Consider the following 18,306-nt stretch of genomic DNA (forward strand, 5'->3'; position numbering starts at 1 on the left):
AGGACGTCATGACGGACAAATTCGTCGCCGCAATTGACCAGGGCACCACGTCCAGCCGCTGCATCATCTTCAACCAGGACGGCGCGATCGTCGCCGTCGACCAGCGCGAGCACCGTCAGATCTTCCCCAAGCCGGGCTGGGTGGAGCACGACGCCACCGAGATCTGGTCCAAGGTGCAGGCGGTGGTGGCGGGGGCCATCGCCAAGGCGGGCCTGCGGGCCGACCAGCTCAGTGCCCTCGGCATCACCAACCAGCGGGAGACGACGGTTCTTTGGGACCGGACGACAGGCAAGCCCGTACACAACGCGATCGTCTGGCAGGACACGCGTACCTCCGCGCTCTGCAACGAACTGGGCGGCACGGACGGGCAGGACCGTTTCCGCGACGCGACCGGACTGCCGCTCGCGAGCTACTTCTCCGGGCCCAAGGCAACCTGGCTGCTGGACAATGTGCCCGGGCTGCGTGGCCGGGCCGAACGCGGTGAGATCGCCTTCGGGACCATCGACTCCTGGCTGATCTGGAACCTCACCGGCGGCACCGAGGGCGGGGTCCATGTCACCGACGTGACCAACGCGTCGCGCACGATGCTGATGAATCTGCAGACCCTGCAGTGGGATCCGGCGATCCTGGCGGCGATGAATGTGCCGCAGGCGGTGCTTCCGGAGATCAGATCGTCGGCGGAGGTGTACGGGACGGCCGTCGGCCAGCTCGCGGGTGTGCCGGTGGCCTCTGCGCTCGGCGACCAGCAGGCCGCGATCTTCGGGCAGGCCTGCTACGACACGGGCACGGCCAAGAACACGTACGGCACCGGCAGCTTCCTGCTGCTCAACACCGGCAACCGGCCCGTGCCGTCGAAGAGCGGGCTGATCACCACGATGGGGTACAAGATCGGCGAAGAAGCGCCGGTGTACTGCCTGGAGGGATCGATCGCGATCACCGGCGCGCTGGTGCAGTGGTTCCGGGACCAGCTGGGCATCATCCGCAGCGCCGACGAGATCGAGACGCTGGCGGCGAGCGTGGACGACAACGGCGGGGCGTACATCGTGCCGGCCTTCTCCGGGCTCTTCGCCCCGTACTGGCGCTCCGACGCACGCGGTGTCATCACCGGCCTGACCCGGTACGTCACCAAGGCGCATCTGGCGCGAGCGGTGCTGGAGGCGACCAGCTGGCAGACCCGCGAAGTGGTCGACGCGATGTATCAGGACTCCGGGGTGCAGATCACCACGCTCAAGGTGGACGGCGGTATGACCTCCAACAATCTGCTGATGCAGCATCAGGCGGATGTGCTGGGGGTGCCGGTGATCCGGCCGAAGGTCTCCGAGACGACATGTCTGGGGGCCGCGTACGCGGCGGGGCTCGCGACCGGCGTCTGGTCGGACCTCGACGAGCTCAAGGCTCACTGGAAGCGCGATGTGGAGTGGTCGCCGCGGATGGAGGCGCAGACCCGCGAGCGCGAGTACCACAACTGGCGCAAGGCGGTGGAGCGTAGCTTCGGCTGGCACGAGGAAGGCGACGAGTGACCCCATGTTGACTCACGGCCCGTACCCCAGTCGGTGGGGGTACGGGCCGTGGCTCGCCCATCGGTCGGCTGACGGCGTGCTCGCGCTGCCGGTCGGCGCGGAGGTCAGGCGTCCGCGTGCTCGCGCTGCCGGTCGGCGCGGGCCAGCGCGTGCTCAACGACCGCCACCAGCACCTCCTTGGCCGACTCGCGCTGGCGCGCGTCGCACATCAGCAGCGGTACCTCGGGGTCGAGGTCGAGTGCGGCCCGCACGCTGTCGCTGGGGAAACGGCCCGCCCCCTCGAAGCAGTTGACGGCGACGGTGAAGGGAATGGAGCGGCGTTCGAAGTAGTCGATGGCCCCGAACGAGTCCTCGAGGCGGCGGGTATCGGCGAGCACAACCGCACCCAGCGCCCCCTGCGCCAGCTCGTCCCAGAGGAACCAGAAGCGGTCCTGGCCCGGCGTGCCGAAGAGATAGAGCACCAGGTCCTGGCGGAGCGTGATACGCCCGAAGTCCATGGCGACGGTGGTGGTCGTCTTCTGCTCGACGCCCGCGGTGTCGTCGACGGGACGGCCCGCCTCGCTCAGCGTCTCCTCCGTACGCAGCGGTCTGATCTCGCTGACCGCGCCCACCAGAGTCGTCTTGCCGACGCCGAATCCGCCCGCGACCAGGATCTTCAGAGTCACCGGCTCGACGGGCGGCGTTCGGCGGCTAGAGCGCCCGAAGACCATTGATCACCTCGCGGAGAATGCTCACATCCGGCAGTTCGGCCGGCGGAACGGGACGGGTTACATGCACCAGTGCGTCCTCGACGAGATCGCCGACCAGGACCCGGACCACTCCGACAGGGAGGTCCAGGGTGGCAGCGAGTTCGGCGATCGACTGGGGGGTGTCGCCGCACCGCTCGACGATCTCGACATGCTCCGGCGAGAGCAACTGGTCGCGGCCGGGGTCGTCGGCCGCGGCCTCCGGCACGACGAGGGCGATCAGATCGAGGCGGTGGCGGGTGGCGGTGCTCGTCCGGCCGCGCGTCATCGCGTACGGGCGGACGACCGGGCCGGCTTCGGCGTCGAAGAAGTGGTGCGGGTTCCGAGCGTACTGAGCGGAGTCACTCATGCCGGCCACTCACCCCCCGGGTTGGCCGGTCCGTGGAGCGGTGGCCAGGTGCGCTCCGACCCGCTTGACCATGAGCGTCATCTCGTACGCCACCAGCCCGACGTCGGAGTCCGCGTCGGCGAGGACGGCCAGACAGCTGCCGTCGCCCGCCGCCGTGACGAAGAGAAAGGCTTCGTCCAGCTCCACGACGGTCTGGCGGACCTTGCCCGCCTCGAAGTGGCGGCCGACGCCCTTGGCCAGGCTGTGGAAGCCGGAGGCGACGGCGGCGAGGTGCTCGCCGTCCTCGCGGGTCAGTTCCCGGGAGGTCCCGGTGGCGAGGCCGTCACCGGAGAGCACCAGTGCCTTGCGGATGCTGGCGACGCGGTCCACCAGTTCGTCGAGGAGCCAGTTGAGTTCGCCGGATCGCCTGGTGGTTGTGGTCCGGCCGTCGCCGGTGGCGTTGGGTGCTGCGGCGTGTGGTGCGGTCATCGACCGTCCCCCTCCGATGTCGTTCCTGGTGCGGTCTCGCCGGGGCCGGTGGCCTGGTCGGTGGCCACTTCGTACTCTGCCTCTTCGGCATTCTGGCGGCGGCCGCGCTGCCAGCCTCGTTGCATGGAAGCCATCCGGTTGCGTACTTGTTCCGCATCTCGTTCGACGTCCTGCCCCGCGGCCGGGGCTGTGGTCTGTTCGGCCGCTGTGCCGCCCTCCCTGAGCTGGGGGGCGAGGCTTGCCTGACGGACTCGGCGGGGCAGGCCGTCGACTGTGGCGGGTGGGGGTGCGGTTGCCGGGTCGGGGTCGGGCTTGGGGGTGCGCGCGTTGTCCGGCGACGGTGCGGGCGCGGGCGCTGCCGGTGCGGGCGCGGGCCAGGGCGCCCGGCGTGGCTCCGGGGCGGGCGCGGGTCCCGGCCAGGGCGCGGGATGCGGCTCCGGCGCGGATGGAGACCAGGGGCCGGTGCGCGGCTCCGGCGCGGGCGAGGGCGTGGACTCTGCGGAACGCTCGGGCTCGGGTGCCGGGGCCGGGTGGGTGCGGCCACGATCGTCCACCCTGCGGCCGTGGTCGGTGACCAGGGTCGGCGGCTTGCGGCGGGGCAGCGGCACGGGCCCGGAGTTCCGCTCGGGCGTCTGGTCCAGCGCCTGTTGGTGCTGCTCGTCCGGGGTCGGGCGGCGGCGGTCGCGGGCCCGGGCGCGGAAGATCCCGCCGCGCTCGCTCTCCGTGTCCTCGATGTCGGCGAGGGAGTCGGCCCCACCGAGGCCGGGGCGGTCACCGCCGAGGCCGGGGCGGTCACCGCCGAGGCCGGGCCGGTCACCGCCGAGGCCGGGCCGGTCCTCAAAGCCCAACGCGCCGACGGGTGCCTCCAGTTCGACGGGTCCGTCGAGCAGCGCCGCGCCGCCCAGCTGGGTGGGGACCTTGGAGAGCGCCGTGAGCTTGCCGTCGCTGCCGCGCCGCCCCGCCGCGCTCTCGCTCTTGCGGTCGAGGCGGAAGCCGGTGCCCTGGGTCTCCGGGGCTTCGGTGAGCAGGGCCGCGGGGATGAAGACGATCGCGGTGGTCCCGCCGTACGGCGAGGGCTGCAGCGAGACCCGGACGTTCTGCCGCTGGGCGAGCCGGCTGACGACGAACAGGCCGAGCCGGTCGGTGTCGGAGAGCTCGAACTCGGGGGTCTCCGCGAGCCGCAGATTGGCGTCGAGCAGCACTTCCGGGGCCATACCGAGCCCGCGGTCGTGTATTTCGAGGGTGAAGCCGTTGGCGACCCGCTCGCCGTGCACCTGGACGCCGGTGTGCGGGGGCGAGAACACCGTGGCGTTCTCGAGCAGTTCGGCGATGAGGTGAGTGAGGTCGGCGACCGCGGGGCCGCCCACGCCGATGCGCGGCAGCCGGCGCACCTCGATGCGTTCGTAGTCCTCGACCTCGGCGACCGCGGCCCGTACGACGTCCATCAGTTGGATCGGCTTGCGCCACTGCCGGGAGGGCGCGGCGCCGGAGAGGATCACCAGGCCCTCGGCGTGCCGTCGCATACGGGTCGTGAGGTGGTCCAGACGGAACAGGTCCGCGAGTTCCTCGGTGTCCTCGGTGCGGCGTTCCATGGTGTCGAGGAGCGTGAGCTGGCGGTGCAGCAGAACCTGGTTGCGGCGGGCGAGGTTGACGAAGACGTCGGAGACTCCGCGGCGCATGTCGGCCTGCCGGACGGCGGCCTCGACAGCGGCCCGCTGAAGCGTGTTGAGCGCCTGGCCGGCCTGCCCGATCTCGTCCTTGTCGTAGTCGAGGCGCGGCGCTTCGGTCTCGATGTCCACATGCTCACCCGCGGCGAGCCGGCGCATCACGCTGGGCAGACGTACGCCGGAGACCTCGTGGGCCTCCTTGCGCAGCCGGGAGAGGTCGCGGACGAGGTCGCGCCCGATGCGTACGGACACGATGACCGAGACCAGCAGGGCGAGGAAGCCCAGTACGCCCGCGACGCCGGCCTTGACGAAGACGCTGTACGCGGCGGGCTCGACGCGGTCCTGGTAGCGGACGCCCGCCTCCTTGGCCTCGCGGGCGAGGTCGTCCAGGACGGGGGTGGCGACCGCCTGCCAGCGCGCTGCCTCGGACGCGCCGGTGTTCCTGACGGGGCCCGCGGTGATGAGGCGTTCCTCGGCGTCGCGCAGGGGCGCGGTCTTGGGGCTGCGCCAGTACTGCTCGTAGACCTCGCGCTCTTTGGCGGGCAGTACTTCGAGGTTGGTCTCGTAGTACAGCTCGCGCTTCGCTACGAAGTCGGAGAGCGCGCGGATCTCATCTGCCGTGATTTTGCGCGTGGTCAGCGAGGAGGCCATAAGGGCGTCCTCGCGGGAGAGCATCTCCATGGCGCGGACGAGTCCGACGAGGGCGCGGCCTTGCCGCTCCATCTCTACGTCGTTGAAGGCCTGGAGTGTCAGCAGGAAGCTGTAGCAGGGGTCGACGACCCTGTTGTAGAAATCCAGGGCCTGGTTGCGGGAGACGGTCCCTGTCTCCACGGAGCGGCGCAGAGCGCCCAGTCCGTCGAGTGCTTCGAGGAGCGAGTTCAGTCTCTGCGCGGTGTCCGGCCGCATGTCGTCGAGGACTCCGGACTTCGCCATATTCGCCTTGATCTTGGCGACGGCCTCGTCGGTGGCCTCGCGCTGGCGGCGCAGGGTGGGCAGGGCCTCCGAAGCCCTGCGGTCCGCAAGGTAGATGAGCGTCTGGCGGCGTTCCTTCTGAATGACGTTGACGGTGTCCGCGACCGGATAGCCGACTTTCTCGACGACTGAGCTGACGTCCAGAAGCAGATCGGCCTCCCGACCGGTCAGTACGGTGGCGAAGCCCCAGAGGGCGGTGAGGGAGACGAGCGGCACCAGCAACAACGCCACGATCTTCCGGCGGATGGACTTCCCGCGAAAGCGCATGGCCTCCCCCTGATCAACCCCCGCCCGGTGCGGGTGGTGTTCCGTCAACAAACGGCGTGAGCCTACTACTGTCACACAGACAACTCGAAGGCACATCCGGACGATTTTCGGCCGAGGACAGACGTCTTGATCACGGGTTGTCCTGGTATTCGAGGAGATGGCATTCCCCCCGGCGTGGGACCGCAGCTGGCGGCACATCATTTTTCGGACCGCTGCAGATGGCTGGAATTTTTCGATCCGCGGGAATCATCCGGCCTGGTCAATCGTCATTCTGTGCGGGGGGCACGGGTGTTCGCACTACGCCGCGCGCATCGCATCGGTTTCGGCTTCGGTTCGCATTCGCTGCGGGTGCCGGAGTAAAGCAGCGGAATCGGGGCAGCCACCCTGATGTCGGACAGAGGTGGGGAGTGACAGGTCCATGGACACGGACGAGCCTCGCGGCACGGCGCGGGCGACGAGTTATGCGAATGTCCCGCGGGAACTCTGGGTGGAGGAACCGGCGGTGCGACGGCGCATGGCTGATCCGGTCCGCACGGCAGCGGTGCGCGCGGTGATCATAGCGTCGCTGACGATGATTCAGGGGATGATCGCGTTTCTGTGCACGCTTGCCGGGTCCTGGCTGGCGTTTCCCATGGTGCTCAGCAGCGTGGGCAGCACCGTGGTGGCGACGTGGGCGGTGCTTGACGTGTGGGTGACCCGCCAGGTGTGGAACCAGCGCAATGGCGTGGTGTCCATGCCGAGCAGCACAGCCCGCCAGCTGCGCCGCGAACGCCGCCGGGCACGACGCACGGCGCGGGCGGCGGCGCGCGAGAGTGCACGGATACGGCGACGGGAACGGGGCCGGGGCGGCCGGCTGTCGGAGGCGTGACGGGGGTGAAGGGCTCAGGGCTCCTTAGACGCCGGAAGGGCTGACATTCTCCGGTGGGACCGGGGTTCGCTTGAACATGCGGGTCGCCGTGATCTCGCCGTGCACCGTCTCTCCCGAAGAGTCTTGCTGCGGCAGGCCGGGGCGCAGATGCTCCTCCACGCTGATGTACTTCAGGCCCGCGCGCAGATCCGCGTCATTGCGCAGCCGGATGACCAACGGGAATTCGGCGAGGGCCGTGGTGTCGAAGAGCCCTGTCGTATAGAGCAGCTGGACGCCCAGCGCATCGGAGACGGCCCGCTGGAGCTCCAGCAGATACGTCGCGTTGGCCCGGCCGATCGGGTTGTCGAGGAACAGCGTGCCGGCATGCCGGTGCTTGTCCCGGCCGCGGTCGTTGCTGCGCAGAGCCGCCATCGTGCAGTACAGCGCGATGGCCGCGGTGAGCAGCTGGCCGCCGGAGAAGACGTCGCCCATCTGCCCGACCGGGACCCGCTCGGCGCGCAGCACCGCGTCGGGCTTGAGGATCTCCACGGCGATACCCCTCGGCTGCAGCGCGGCCTGAACTCCACGCAGCAGCAAGGACATTCCGTCCCGGCGGCCCTCACCGTACGCCGCCGTGGAGTTCTTCTTCACGGCCGCGCGGGTCGCCTCGTCGATGACCTCGCCGAGCCGCTCGGCGAGCGTCGCCTGGTCCGGCTCCTCGAAGCGGATCCGCAGGAACTCCTGCCCGGACCACTCGCCGAGCCCCTCCGGAAGACGGGAGAGCCGCTGCGCCGAACGGAGCGTCGTCAGCGCGGACTCCACCAGACCGCGCAGCCGGTCGACGATGGTGTCGCGGTTGCGCTCCAGCTGCTCCAGCTCGTCGGTCAGCACACGCAGCCGGGGCGCGAAGGCCTCCGCCCACTTCGCGGCGTGCTCGGGCAGCGCGGCGGCGGGCAGCTCCCGGATCTGCTGGCGCGCGGGGGTGCGCACCTGCTCGTACCGGGTGGAGTTGGCGTGCCGTACGAGGATGTCGCCGGCTTCCCGCACTGCTGCCTCGGCCGCCGACAGGTCGGTGGCGCAGCCGCGCAGTGACCGGCGGGCCTCGGCGGCGGAGTGCCGCGCCTCCTCCAGGCTGCCGGGGTACGGCTCGGGCGCCTCCTGCGCGTCGTCCTCGTGGTGTTCCCGCAGCAGGTCGCGCAGGAGCGCGGCGGTCTCGTCGAAGCCGCCGGCCGCGTCCTCGGCGGCGCGATGCGCCTGGAGCAGGCCGGCGTGGGCGGCACGGGCCGTCTCCAACGCGTCGGTGCGCGCCGCCAGTTCGGCCGTGGCGGTACGCAGCAAGGCCTGTGCCCCTTCGGCGTCGGCGGGGACCAGCTCCTCGGGAAGGTCGGTGTGCGACTCGCCGTGGGGTCCCCCATGCCGAAGGCCGGGGGACGGAGCCAGCCGCTCGGCCTCGCCGCGGAGGCGGCCCAGCTTCTCGCTGGCCTCCGACGCTCGCGACTCCAGCATCTGCACGAGCGACTCGGCGCGGGCGGCCGCGGCCTGGCGGGAGGGACCGTCGGCGCCGTCCGTACCCTCCAGGAGCTGGGCGGCGCGGGTGCGGACCTTGTTGGTGAGCCTGTCGAGCTCGGCGAGGGCGGCGCTCTCGTCGCTCTCGGCACGGGCCTGTTCGGCGCGCAGGTCGGCGCCGACGCCCACCTTCTCGTACAGCTGGGATGCGGCCCGGTACGCCTCACGCAGGGCGGGCAGCGCGGTGCGCGGAGTGTCCGCGTCCGCCTCAGGCAGGTTCTCCGGGGCACCGGCGATCTCCGCACGCTCGGCGCGCAGCGCGCGTGCCGTACGACGGGCGTCGTCACCGGCACGCTGGGCGGCACGGCGGTCCTCGTCGGCGGCCTTCGCGCGCTCCAGGCAGGTCGTGGCGCGGGCCTCGGACTCGGCGGCGTCGTCCGCCAGTTCACGCAGTTTCACCTGCCAGCCGGCGCGCTCACGGAGCCGGAAGGCGAGCCCAGCGAGGGCGTCTGCGGCACGGCGGGCACGCTGGGCCGCGTCCTGGCGCTCGTCGCGCACCCGGGCTGCGTCGGCCGCGGCCTCGTCCGCCTCGGCGCGTACGGTACGGGCTTCGGCAAGCGCCTCCTGCGCCTCCTCGGCGGCTTCGCGTGCGCTCTGGGCGCCCTGCGCGAGTTCGGCGAGCATCCCGGGCGGGCAGTCCGCGCGCCACGAGCCGAGCCGCGCGGCGATCGAACGGTCCCCGGCCAGCCGGGTCGCGAGCGCACGGATCTCCTCGTCCCGCGCCGTCGCCCGGGCCCGCAGCGTCTGCCGCTCCTCGTCGGCCGCGTGTTCGTCGTGCATGGCCGGGTTCGGTGGTACGAGGAACACGTCCCCGTCACCGGCGCCGCCCGGGCCCGGTCCTGGCACCGGCGCGAGCAGCGCGGCCGCCGTGCCGACGGCCACGGCAGACCGGGGCAACAGCGCGGCTGCGCCGAGCACTTCGCGCGCACGGGCGTGCGAGGCGGGATCGGTGATCACCACACCGTCGACGAGCTCGGGCCGCGCTGCCAGCACGGCGGCGTGGTCGGCCGGGTCGACGGCCTGCGCGAGGTAACGCCAGCCGGGCAGGGCGGGGATGCCGTGCTCACCGAGGTACTCGACGGTCGCGAGGACGTCGGGCCCGGGGGGCAGCAGCCCGCCGTCGCCGAGCGCCCCGAGGATGCGGGCGTCGTCGGCGGCGGCGGTGCGCAGGTCGAAGAGCTGCCGCTCGGCGGAGGCGATGCCCTGGTCGAGCAGCTCCCGCAGCTCGTCGGCATACCGGTCCAACTCCTCGGCGGTGAGGGGCCCTTCGGCGGTGCGGAGGGGGGTGGCGATGCCGGGCGCGTTGTCGGTGTGGTGTGCCTGTCCGCTGCCGGGCACCGGGGCGGAGTCGGCACGGCCCTCGGCAGCGGCGTCGTTTCCCGCCTGCGACGGGTCGGGCACCTCGCCCGTACCACCGCCGACAGCAGACTCCGACGCGTCCCCCGCGCGCGCTCCCCCGGGCTCCTGGCCGGCCGCCGCCCTCCCCCGCCGTGGTGACGGCACCGTCGCATGCAGCGTCGGTGGCAGACTCAGCAGCTCCGCCAGGCGATCGTCACCGGCGATCGAGTCCGCCGCGCGGCGCTCCGCCTCGTACGCGTGGTCCGCGGCCACCGCCGCGTCCGACGCGCGGGCCGCCGCCAGTTCCGCGCGGGCCTCCGCCGCGGCCGCGTCGCGCGCGTGGTCCGCCGTCGTACGCGCCGCCTCGCGGGCCGCGTCCCACGCCGCGACCGCCGTCTTCTCCGCGTCGCTCGCCGCCAGTGCCGCCCGCGCCGGGTCGGCGTCGGGTGCGGTGTCGTCGAGCCAGCCTGCCCGTACCGCCTCGGCTGTCTCCTGTTCGACCTCGGTCAGCCGCTGCCGGAGGTGGCCGATCTCGCTGCGGGCGCGCTGCGCCTCCGTGGCGGCGGCCGTCGCGTCGCGGTGGGCGGCCTCGCCCGCCTCCTGGAGCGTCGCGGAGCGCTCCTCCTCCTCGTTGGCCACCCGCTCGCCCGCCTCCGCTGCGGAGTGCAGTGCGCGGACGAGGTCGGCGGCGGCCTTGGCACGGGCGGCGAGCGCCGGGGCGGCGTCCCGTTCGGCCTCGCGGATCGCCGCGGCGACGCGCGCGGAGCGGTCGGCGGCGGCGCGGTGGCGCAGCACGGCTTCCGCGGCCTGCCAGGCGGAGTGCAGCGTACGCGCGTCGGCCAGCTCACGTCGCTGCGCCGTGGCGCCCTTCTCCGCGACGGCCAAGGCCAACGAGGCGTGCCGGTAGGCCAGTTCGGCGGCGATCAGCGAGCTGCGGCTGCGGGCCTGCTCGGCCTCGGTCACCGTGTGCGCGGCGGCGGTGACCTGCTGGGCGAGGTCAGCCGTACGGCCCCGTTCCTGAGCGGCGCGGGCGGAGAGCCGGCGGGCCAGCGTGCGTGTACGGCGCTCGGCGCCCGCGTGGATGTCGCGGGCCAGGGTCCGGGCCTCGGCCGCCTCCACGATCCGGCCGAGCAGATCGACCGAGCCGGCCGTGAAGTCGCGTTCCGCGGTGAGTTCGGCGCGGCGGCCGAGTTTGTTGCCGAAGCTGCTGACGAGGTCGGCGAGTCCGTCCGTGTCGCGGGTGTCGGTGACGGCCCGCAGCAGCAGATCGGTGAAGTCGGAGTCCTTCTTGACGGCGAAGAGCCCGGCCGCCTCGCCCTCGTCCGCGTTCATCTCCCGCTGGTAACGGAACAGTTCGGGATCGAGACCCACATCGCCGAGGTGTTCGTTCCACCGGTCGTGGATCTCCTCCCAGTACACATCGAGGTGCGGGTACGCCTTGCCCGCCTCGGTGATGGCGTCCCGGAAGCCCTTCATTGTGCGGCGGCGGCCCTGCGCGCCCGACGCGCCCTCGACGGGCGGACGGACAGCGGTCGACTCGGCCACCGGCAGCGAGTCGAGGCCGAGCCCCGGTCCCGGCCGGAAGGAGTACCAGGCTTCCGCGAACTTCCGCGGGTCGCCCGAGACCTGACGGCCCCGCCACTCGCTGACCTTGCCGACCACCACCAGCTCGCCGGTGAGCGTGTGCTGCCACTCCAGGGCGACATGTCCGCAGTCGTCGGCGAGCAGGAACTTGCGCAGTACGCCGGAGCTGGCGCCGCCGAGGGTGTTGCGGTGGCCGGGCAGCATCACCGAGAAGATCAGCTTGAGCAGTACGGACTTGCCGCCGCCGTTCTCCAGGAAGAGCACGCCGGCGGGCGCGGGGCGGCGCGGCGGGCCGACCGGCTCCTCCTCGAAGAACTCCGCCTGTGTGGGGGCGGGGTGGGGCACGGGCTCGCCGACTCCGCGCAGGTCCAGCACGGTGTCGGCATAGCGCGCACCGGCAGGCCCGATGGAGTAGAGGCGTACCCGGGACAGCTCGTACATGGCGGCGGACTCTCGTAGTTGGCAGGGAGGTACGGGATCAGGCGTGGAAGGGCAGGCCGGCGTCGGCCGCCAGCTCCAGGTCGTCCGCGTCGGGCGGCGGCACGAGGGTGGCGGTGCCGTCGCTGACCGGTACGACGCCGAGCTCGATGAGCTCGGCCATGGCCGAGCTGCCCGCCATGTCGCGCACCTGCAGCTGATAGCGGGCGGTGGTGCGGTACGCGCCTCCGGCGTCGTCACCGGTCCGCTGGAGGAAGCCGGAGTCGGTGAGGAAGGCGACCGCCTTGCCGACGATGCCGGTGGTCGATCCGGCGAGGCGTCGCGCGTCCTTGGTGGCGCCGGTGGCGCTGCGCCGTGCGTAGATCCGCCAGGCGGCTTCCAGGCCGGGGGCGTCGGTGGCGGGGTCGGTGTTCTCGCCCTGCGCGTCGGCGCGCTCCTCCAGGCGGCGGCAGGCCTGGCGGACGAATGCGTCGACGCCGTTGACCGTGATGCGGCCGATGTAGCCGTCGTCGGCGAGGTCCTCGGGGCGGGGGAACGCCATGGCGGCGACGGCGAGATGGGCCAGGCCGTGCAGGAAGCGGTCCGCGGAGTCGGCGGAAGCGCGGCGGGCGTAGTCGCCCATGCGGACGGCGAAGACGGAGTCCTCACCGGCGGTGACGGCCATGCCGGCGCGCGGGGAGACTTCGAGGACGACGAGCCCGAGGCCGGTGGCGACGGCGTCGGCGAGCCGGGCGAAGGCGGTCTCTTCGCGGTAGCGGCGGAGCAGTTCGGCGTATTCGGCGTCGCGCGCGGGCAGCAGCTTGGGCTGCAGCCCGAAGGAGACGAGCCGCGCGGCGTCGGCGGCGTCGGCGGGCGTGACGGCGGCGGGGGTGGCGGCCGGGGTGGCTGGAGCCGACGCGTCATGGGCGTCGGCCTCACGCCAGGCGTGGTGGTCGGTCACGGATGCTCCTGCGGAAGGTCTGGGCTGAGGGGGTGGGGTTCGGTTCGGGACGGGGCGCCTGCGGCGAGCCTCTCCCCACCCCTCCCCCCACGCCCTCCGGGCGTGGGGGGAGTGTCCTCAATCTCCCCCAGACTTCGTCCGGGGGGACCCCCAACGGGCTTGATTTCCGCTGGTCGGCCTGAAGTTTCAGGCCGACCAGCGGAAAATTCAGCCCCGCCGGCGATTGAGGCGCGGGGTCCGGGGCGGAGCCCCGGGAGGATGCTCACGCCGCCTCCGTGCGGGCCGCCGCCATGCCCGCCGCGTCCAGCAGCGCCATGCCCACGATCAGGTCCGCCCCGCCGAATTCCGGGTCGTCCAGTTCGGTGCCGTCGTCGACGGCGAACAGCAGCCGCTCCTCGCCCTGGCGGTAGGCCGTGCCGACCGGTGGGCTCGCCGCGTGGATGGCCAGCAGGGCGACCAGATACGGCAGTTCGGGATCGTGGCGGCGGGCCTCGGCGAGCAGTCCTGAGAGGCGGCGCGGCGCGTCGTGCTCCAGGTCGAGCAGTTCCATCGCGCTCGCCAGCTGCCCTTCGCTGAAGCGGCTGTCGTCGGGCGTGGCGATCAGATCCGGCTCGGGCATCTCCGCGCCCAGATGCTCGCGCTCCATCGGCGGGGTGAGCAGCATGTCGACCAGGTCGCCGACCCGTACGGACGACGGCGTCCGCAAACCGGTCCCGCGGGCGAAGAACGCGTCCGTGACCCGGATCGCCGTCCTCACCGGGAGCGGCAGGATCGGGGCGACCAGCTGCCCGTACAGATCGAGCCCGGTCCGGGCGGTGGGGCGGGCGAAGGCCTGGCGGTCCTGTTCGGCGCGGAACAGCGGGCCGGCCTCGAGCAGCCGGGACTGGAGCTGAGTGTGGCGGCGGATGCAGTCCTTGACGATGTCGACGAGTTCGGCGGCGCGCCGCTTGTGCTCGGGGTCTTCGGCCTCGTCCCTCGCCTTGCGGATGTTCGTCAGAATCGCGTTCTCATGGCGGTAGCGGTCGGCGACATGGTCGAGCGCCTCGGCGATCATGTCGGGCACCGCGTTGAGCCAGTCGACGGCCCGCACATTGCGCCGGGTCGCCTCCAGCGTTCTGCGCAGGGTCTCGGCGTACTGCACGGTGCGGTACCTGGCCTGCTCGGCCGCGAGCTGGGCGTCGGCGAGGCGGCCCCTGCTGATCAGGACCTCCAGCTTCACCTCGGCCGCGATCTGCGCGCTGGTGACGTCCGTGTCGAGCGCACCGACCAGGACGTTGACCGCTTCGTCGGTCGTACGGAGATAGACGCTGCCGCCGTATCCCGGCACTTCCTCGATGAGCTTGAAGTCGTAGTCACGCCGCGTGTAGACGCCGTCGGGGCCGAAGGTGCCGTACACCGCGCGGAATCCGCGGTCCACGCTGCCGACGTTGATCAGGTTCTCCAGGACCCAGCGGGCGACGCGCTCGTGCTCGGCGACCGGGCGCCGCGGGGCCTGGGCGGCGACGCGCGGGAGCAGCCTCGCCACTATCTGGTCGTGATCGGCGCCGGTGTCGAAGTCCATGTTCAGCGTGACGAGGTCGATCGCCGCGAGGGCGACCTCCGCCATCGCGTACACCGTGTACTCCCCCGCGAGATTCGCCTTGCGGGTGTCGAGGTCGTGCAGCGGCGCGGTGCACGCGAGCGCGCGCAGCCGCCGCGCGAGCCCTTCGTCGGCGGCCGGGCCCTGCGCGGGCCGCGGCCCCGCGCTGAGCTGGGGCGGAACGAAGTCCGTCGAGGCAGGCGAAGTCACGCTGCACAGATTAGGTCCTCGCACTGACAACGGCCGAAACGGCGCAGAAGCGACCGGCCCCGCTACGCTCCGTCCGCGTCCTCCTCCACGACGAGATGCGCGTACGTCTCGACCAGTTGCACGCGCGAGTCGTCGAGGTAGTCCGCGAGGAGCCGCTCCGCGCCCGACCGGTCCCCCGCCCGCAAGGCTTCCAGAATCGCCCGGTTCCGTACGAGATAAGGCTGGTGCAGCCGCCGCGGGTCGTCCACCACATGGAACGCCAGCCGCAGCTCGGCCAGCACGCTGCGCATCAGCTCATCCGTACGGGCGCTGCCTGCGAGGGCGACGAGTTCGCGGTGGAAGTGGATGTTGGCCGTGGAGACGCCCTTCCAGTCGCGCTCACGCTCCGACCGCTCGCCGCCCGCCACGGCCGCGTCCAGCTGGTCCAGCGCGTACGGCGGCTCTCCGAGCCCGTGCACGACGGCGCACTCGACCAACTGCCGGGTGCGGTAGATGTCCACGACATCCTGAACGGCGAGCATCCGCACGAACACCCCGCGGTTGAGCTCATGCGCCAGCAGCCGCTCATGTGTCAGCAGCCGGAACGCCTCGCGCAGTGTGTTGCGCGAGACGCCGAGCGCCTTGCCGATGGCTTCCTCCGAAAGGCGTTCCCCCGGCGGGAAGTAGCCCTCCGCGATGCGGGTGCGCAGGATGTCCGCGACCCGTTCCGCCGTGCTGGTGCGGCCCAACAGCGGGCGGTCGTCCGCCAGTCCGCCGATCTCGGACTCCGTCATCCCCACAACGCCCCCTCTCCCTCGCCGGCCGCTCCCGCCGACGCGCGAGCTCCATCGTAGAAGCGTAGAAGCAAGAACGAACCGACATACCCCTTGTCGGATCGTTCAACAATCCATTACCTTGGCGTCACCCCACAGTCTCGGCGCACCCTCCTCCCCCTCTGCGAGGTGCAGATGAGTACGACCCGGACCCAGCCGAAGCAGGGCGAACTCCCCGAGGACACCGGCGCGTTCGCATGGCTGAAGGCGCTCGGCCCACGCGGCCGCCGCGCCTTCTGCGGTGCTTTCGGCGGCTACGCCCTCGACTCCTACGACTACTTCACGCTGCCGCTCAGCATGGTGGCGATCGCCGCGTACTTCAGTCTCGACAACGGACAGACAGGACTTCTCACCACCGTCACCCTGGTCGTCTCCGCGGTGGGCGGCGCAGGCGCCGGCATCCTCGCCGACCGGATCGGCCGGGTGAAGGCGCTGATGCTCACGGTGATCACTTATGCGGTGTTCACCGTTCTGTGCGGTTTTGCCCCCAACTACGAGACATTGCTTGTCTTCCGGGCACTTCAGGGTCTCGGCTTCGGCGGCGAGTGGGCCGTCGGCGCGATCCTGGTTGCGGAGTACGCCGACGCCAAGCACCGCGGACGCACCCTCGGCGCCGTGCAGAGTGCGTGGGCGGCCGGCTGGGCGCTCGCCGTCATCGTCTACACCCTGGTCTTCCAGGTCCTCGACGCCGACACCGCCTGGCGTGTGATGTTCTGGACGGGCGCGCTGCCCGCCCTGCTGGTGATCTACGTGCGGCGGAATGTCAGCGACGCACCCGAGGCGGCCGCGCGTCGCACCGCCAGCGCCGAGCGCGGCTCCTTCTCCACGATCTTCAAGAAGGACCTGCTGCGCACGACGTTCTTCGCGACGCTGCTCTCCACCGGCGTCCAGGGCGGCTACTACACGCTGGCGACCTGGGTGCCGACGTATCTCAAGACCGAGCGGGGGCTCACCGTCGTCGGCACCGGCGGCTATCTGACCTTCCTGATATCCGGTGCCTTCATCGGCTATCTCACCGGCGGCTATCTCTCGGATCGGATCGGCCGGAAGAAGAACATCATCCTCTTCGCCGTGCTGTCCGCGATCGGGATCCTCGCTTACACCAACATCCCCTCAGGGGCGAACGGTCTGCTGCTCGTCCTCGGCTTCCCACTCGGCTTCTGCATGTCCGCGATCTTCAGCGGCTTCGGATCGTTCCTCAGCGAGCTCTACCCGACCGCCGTACGCGGCACCGGCCAGGGCTTCACGTACAACTGCGGCCGCGGCGTGGGCGCGTTCCTGCCCACCCTCGTCGGTTTTCTCTCCGACAGCTGGGGAGTCGGCGGCGCGCTCGTCCTCGGCGCCGTCGGCTACGGGCTCGCGGTGGTGGCGCTACTCGGCCTGCCCGAGACGCGTGGCAAGGAGCTGCTGTGAACGGAACGAAGAAACGGACGGAGAACCGGACGGAGAACCGGCCCGGGAGCCCCGCCATGGAGCGCCTCGACGGGCACGCCTGGACACCTGACGAGGCCCGCAGGCAGTTCCCGGTGTTCTGGGCGTGCGGGGTCACGCCGCAGGCGGCGGTGACGGCCCCGCGGCCGCCGTTCGCGATCACGCACGCGCCGGGTCAGATGTTGATCACGGACGCCCGCGACGAGCAGTACCGCGCGGCCTGAGGAGAAGTGGGAAAGAGGAGCAACATGACCTGGGCGTCCATCGATCTCAACGCCGACCTCGGCGAAGGCTTCGGCCGCTGGCGGCTGACCGACGACGAACAGCTGATGTCCGTCGTCACCAGCGCCAATGTCGCCTGCGGCTTCCACGCCGGGGACGCGGCCACCATGCGCCGGGTCTGCGAGCTGGCGGCGGACCGCTCGGTGCGGATCGGCGCCCAGGTCTCGTACCGCGATCTGGCCGGCTTCGGACGGCGCTCCATGGACGTCCCACCCGACGAGCTGGCCGCCGAAATCGCCTACCAGATAGGGGCGTTGGAGATCTTCGCCCGGTCGGCCGGGTCACGTGTCTCGTACGTCAAACCGCACGGCGCTCTGTACAACCGCGTCGTCCACGACGAGGAGCAGGCGGCGGCCGTCGTCGAAGGCGTACTGCTGTCGGGCGAGCGGCTGCCGCTGCTCGGGCTGCCCGGATCGAAGCTGCACACCATGGCGGAGAAGGCCGGACTGCCCGTCGTCACCGAGGCGTTCGCGGACCGCGCGTACACCGCGGAGGGGACGCTCGTGCCGCGCGAGCAGGACGGCGCGGTGCTCAGCGACCCGGCCGCCGTCGTCGAACGGTCCGTCAGCATGGCGCGGTTCGGGATGGTCACCTCGCGCTGCGGACGGTCGGTCGCGGTGCGTGCCCGCTCGCTCTGTCTGCACGGCGACACTCAGGGAGCCGTCACGCTCGCCCGCCGGGTCCGACGGGAGCTGGAGATCGTGGGCGTCCGTGTGGAGGCCTTCGTATGAGGGCACTTCCGGTCGGCGACCGGGGCGCTGTACGAGGCGAACTCCCCAGCGAGGGCATGGTGCTGGGAGCCGTCCAGGTGCCGCCGGACGGCTGCCCGGTGGTCTTTCTCGCCGACCATCCCACGACCGGCGGCTATCCGGTGGTGGCGGTGGTGGCGGTGGTCGACGAACGGGATCTCGCGGCGGCGGCACAGGCCGTGCCCGGCACGCTGGTGCGTTTCGTACCGGTTCGCTCCGCCCGCTTCACTGACTACGACTCTGGCATGCCGTAGCCCCGCCGCCGGGCGTGTGCATCACTCGCGTCCCCGGGGGCCGACGTCCACCGAGTCCACGCCGTGCAGCTCCGTCACACTTCCGTCGGCGCGCTCCACGAGGTGCCTGCCGAGCGCGCCCGCTCAATCCCCCGCTCTGGCAAGGGGACCGTCCAGTGACACGGCGGCCAGCGCGGACGAGAGGGCATGCTCGGCGCTCAGGTCCAGGCGTGCGCTGGTGCCGCGCGCCCAGTGGCGTACCTCCGCGCCCGCCAGCCGCATCAGCTGCGGCAGCAGGTCGGTGCAGC

General features: G+C 71.7%; 12 protein-coding genes and 3 pseudogenes. 6 read left to right on the top strand and 9 right to left on the bottom strand.

Annotation, left to right across the window (positions count from 1 at the left end; genetic code table 11):
- Positions 1 to 8: 8 nt before the first annotated feature.
- Positions 9 to 1,520 (top strand): glycerol kinase GlpK, encoded by a 1,512-nt coding sequence (gene glpK, locus ACZ3H8_RS38105; protein ID WP_467409614.1) that lies wholly within the window; start codon positions 9 to 11, stop codon positions 1,518 to 1,520.
- A gap of 104 nt (positions 1,521 to 1,624) precedes the next feature.
- On the opposite strand, the gene ACZ3H8_RS38110 is transcribed toward glpK, so the two are convergent.
- Genes ACZ3H8_RS38110 through ACZ3H8_RS38125 form a run of 4 tightly spaced genes read right to left on the bottom strand, consistent with a single transcriptional unit; the run spans position 1,625 to position 5,989 of the window.
- Positions 1,625 to 2,230, bottom strand: coding sequence for a GTP-binding protein (locus ACZ3H8_RS38110; RefSeq protein ID WP_467409616.1), 606 nt, complete (start codon positions 2,228 to 2,230; stop codon positions 1,625 to 1,627).
- Entirely contained in the window at positions 2,211 to 2,615 is a 405-nt protein-coding gene (locus ACZ3H8_RS38115; protein WP_398991638.1) for a DUF742 domain-containing protein, read from the bottom strand. Before ACZ3H8_RS38115 ends, ACZ3H8_RS38110 begins: the two co-directional genes overlap by 20 nt.
- A gap of 9 nt (positions 2,616 to 2,624) precedes the next feature.
- A complete protein-coding gene (locus ACZ3H8_RS38120; protein WP_467409617.1) occupies positions 2,625 to 3,083 on the bottom strand; it encodes a roadblock/LC7 domain-containing protein in 459 nt (152 codons plus the stop codon).
- The gene (locus ACZ3H8_RS38125) at positions 3,080 to 5,989 is read right to left on the bottom strand and encodes a sensor histidine kinase (protein WP_467409620.1); all 2,910 of its coding nucleotides are present in this window, start codon (positions 5,987 to 5,989) and stop codon (positions 3,080 to 3,082) included. Before ACZ3H8_RS38125 ends, ACZ3H8_RS38120 begins: the two co-directional genes overlap by 4 nt.
- Before the next feature lie 418 nt (positions 5,990 to 6,407).
- Here ACZ3H8_RS38125 and ACZ3H8_RS38130 point away from each other — a divergent pair, with 418 nt between their 5' ends.
- Positions 6,408 to 6,857, top strand: coding sequence for a hypothetical protein (locus ACZ3H8_RS38130; protein WP_467409621.1), 450 nt, complete (start codon positions 6,408 to 6,410; stop codon positions 6,855 to 6,857).
- A 24-nt stretch (positions 6,858 to 6,881) separates the two neighbouring features.
- Here ACZ3H8_RS38130 and ACZ3H8_RS38135 read toward each other — a convergent pair whose 3' ends face one another.
- From ACZ3H8_RS38135 to ACZ3H8_RS38150, 4 genes are all read right to left on the bottom strand, one after another.
- Positions 6,882 to 11,765: a coiled-coil domain-containing protein gene (locus tag ACZ3H8_RS38135; protein ID WP_467409622.1), complete on the bottom strand. Its 4,884-nt coding sequence runs from the start codon at positions 11,763 to 11,765 to the stop codon at positions 6,882 to 6,884.
- 37 nt (positions 11,766 to 11,802) lie between these two features.
- Complete coding sequence (locus ACZ3H8_RS38140) at positions 11,803 to 12,702, bottom strand: hypothetical protein (protein WP_307664724.1); 900 nt, start codon at positions 12,700 to 12,702, stop codon at positions 11,803 to 11,805.
- Positions 12,703 to 12,964: 262 nt separating this feature from the next.
- Positions 12,965 to 14,491, bottom strand: coding sequence for a hypothetical protein (locus ACZ3H8_RS38145; protein WP_467409624.1), 1,527 nt, complete (start codon positions 14,489 to 14,491; stop codon positions 12,965 to 12,967).
- A gap of 62 nt (positions 14,492 to 14,553) precedes the next feature.
- Positions 14,554 to 15,264 carry a GntR family transcriptional regulator gene (locus ACZ3H8_RS38150; protein WP_467409625.1) on the bottom strand — a complete coding sequence of 237 codons (711 nt, stop codon included), beginning with the start codon at positions 15,262 to 15,264 and terminating at the stop codon, positions 14,554 to 14,556.
- 174 nt (positions 15,265 to 15,438) lie between these two features.
- Between ACZ3H8_RS38150 and ACZ3H8_RS38155 the strand changes: the two genes are divergently transcribed.
- From ACZ3H8_RS38155 to ACZ3H8_RS38170, 4 genes and pseudogenes are all read left to right on the top strand, one after another.
- A complete protein-coding gene (locus tag ACZ3H8_RS38155) occupies positions 15,439 to 16,716 on the top strand; it encodes an MFS transporter (RefSeq protein ID WP_467409627.1) in 1,278 nt (425 codons plus the stop codon).
- A gap of 110 nt (positions 16,717 to 16,826) precedes the next feature.
- A pseudogene (locus ACZ3H8_RS38160) lies at positions 16,827 to 16,958 on the top strand (D-glutamate cyclase family protein); the annotation flags it as partial.
- A 24-nt stretch (positions 16,959 to 16,982) separates the two neighbouring features.
- Positions 16,983 to 17,747, top strand: coding sequence for a LamB/YcsF family protein (locus ACZ3H8_RS38165; protein WP_467409628.1), 765 nt, complete (start codon positions 16,983 to 16,985; stop codon positions 17,745 to 17,747).
- A gap of 32 nt (positions 17,748 to 17,779) precedes the next feature.
- Positions 17,780 to 18,019: pseudogene (locus ACZ3H8_RS38170) on the top strand (hypothetical protein); the annotation flags it as partial.
- Positions 18,020 to 18,142: 123 nt separating this feature from the next.
- On the opposite strand, the pseudogene ACZ3H8_RS38175 reads toward ACZ3H8_RS38170, so the two are convergent.
- Positions 18,143 to 18,306 (bottom strand): annotated as a pseudogene (locus tag ACZ3H8_RS38175) (GDSL-type esterase/lipase family protein); the annotation flags it as partial.

Source organism: Streptomyces sp. NPDC002868 (assembly GCF_055563295.1).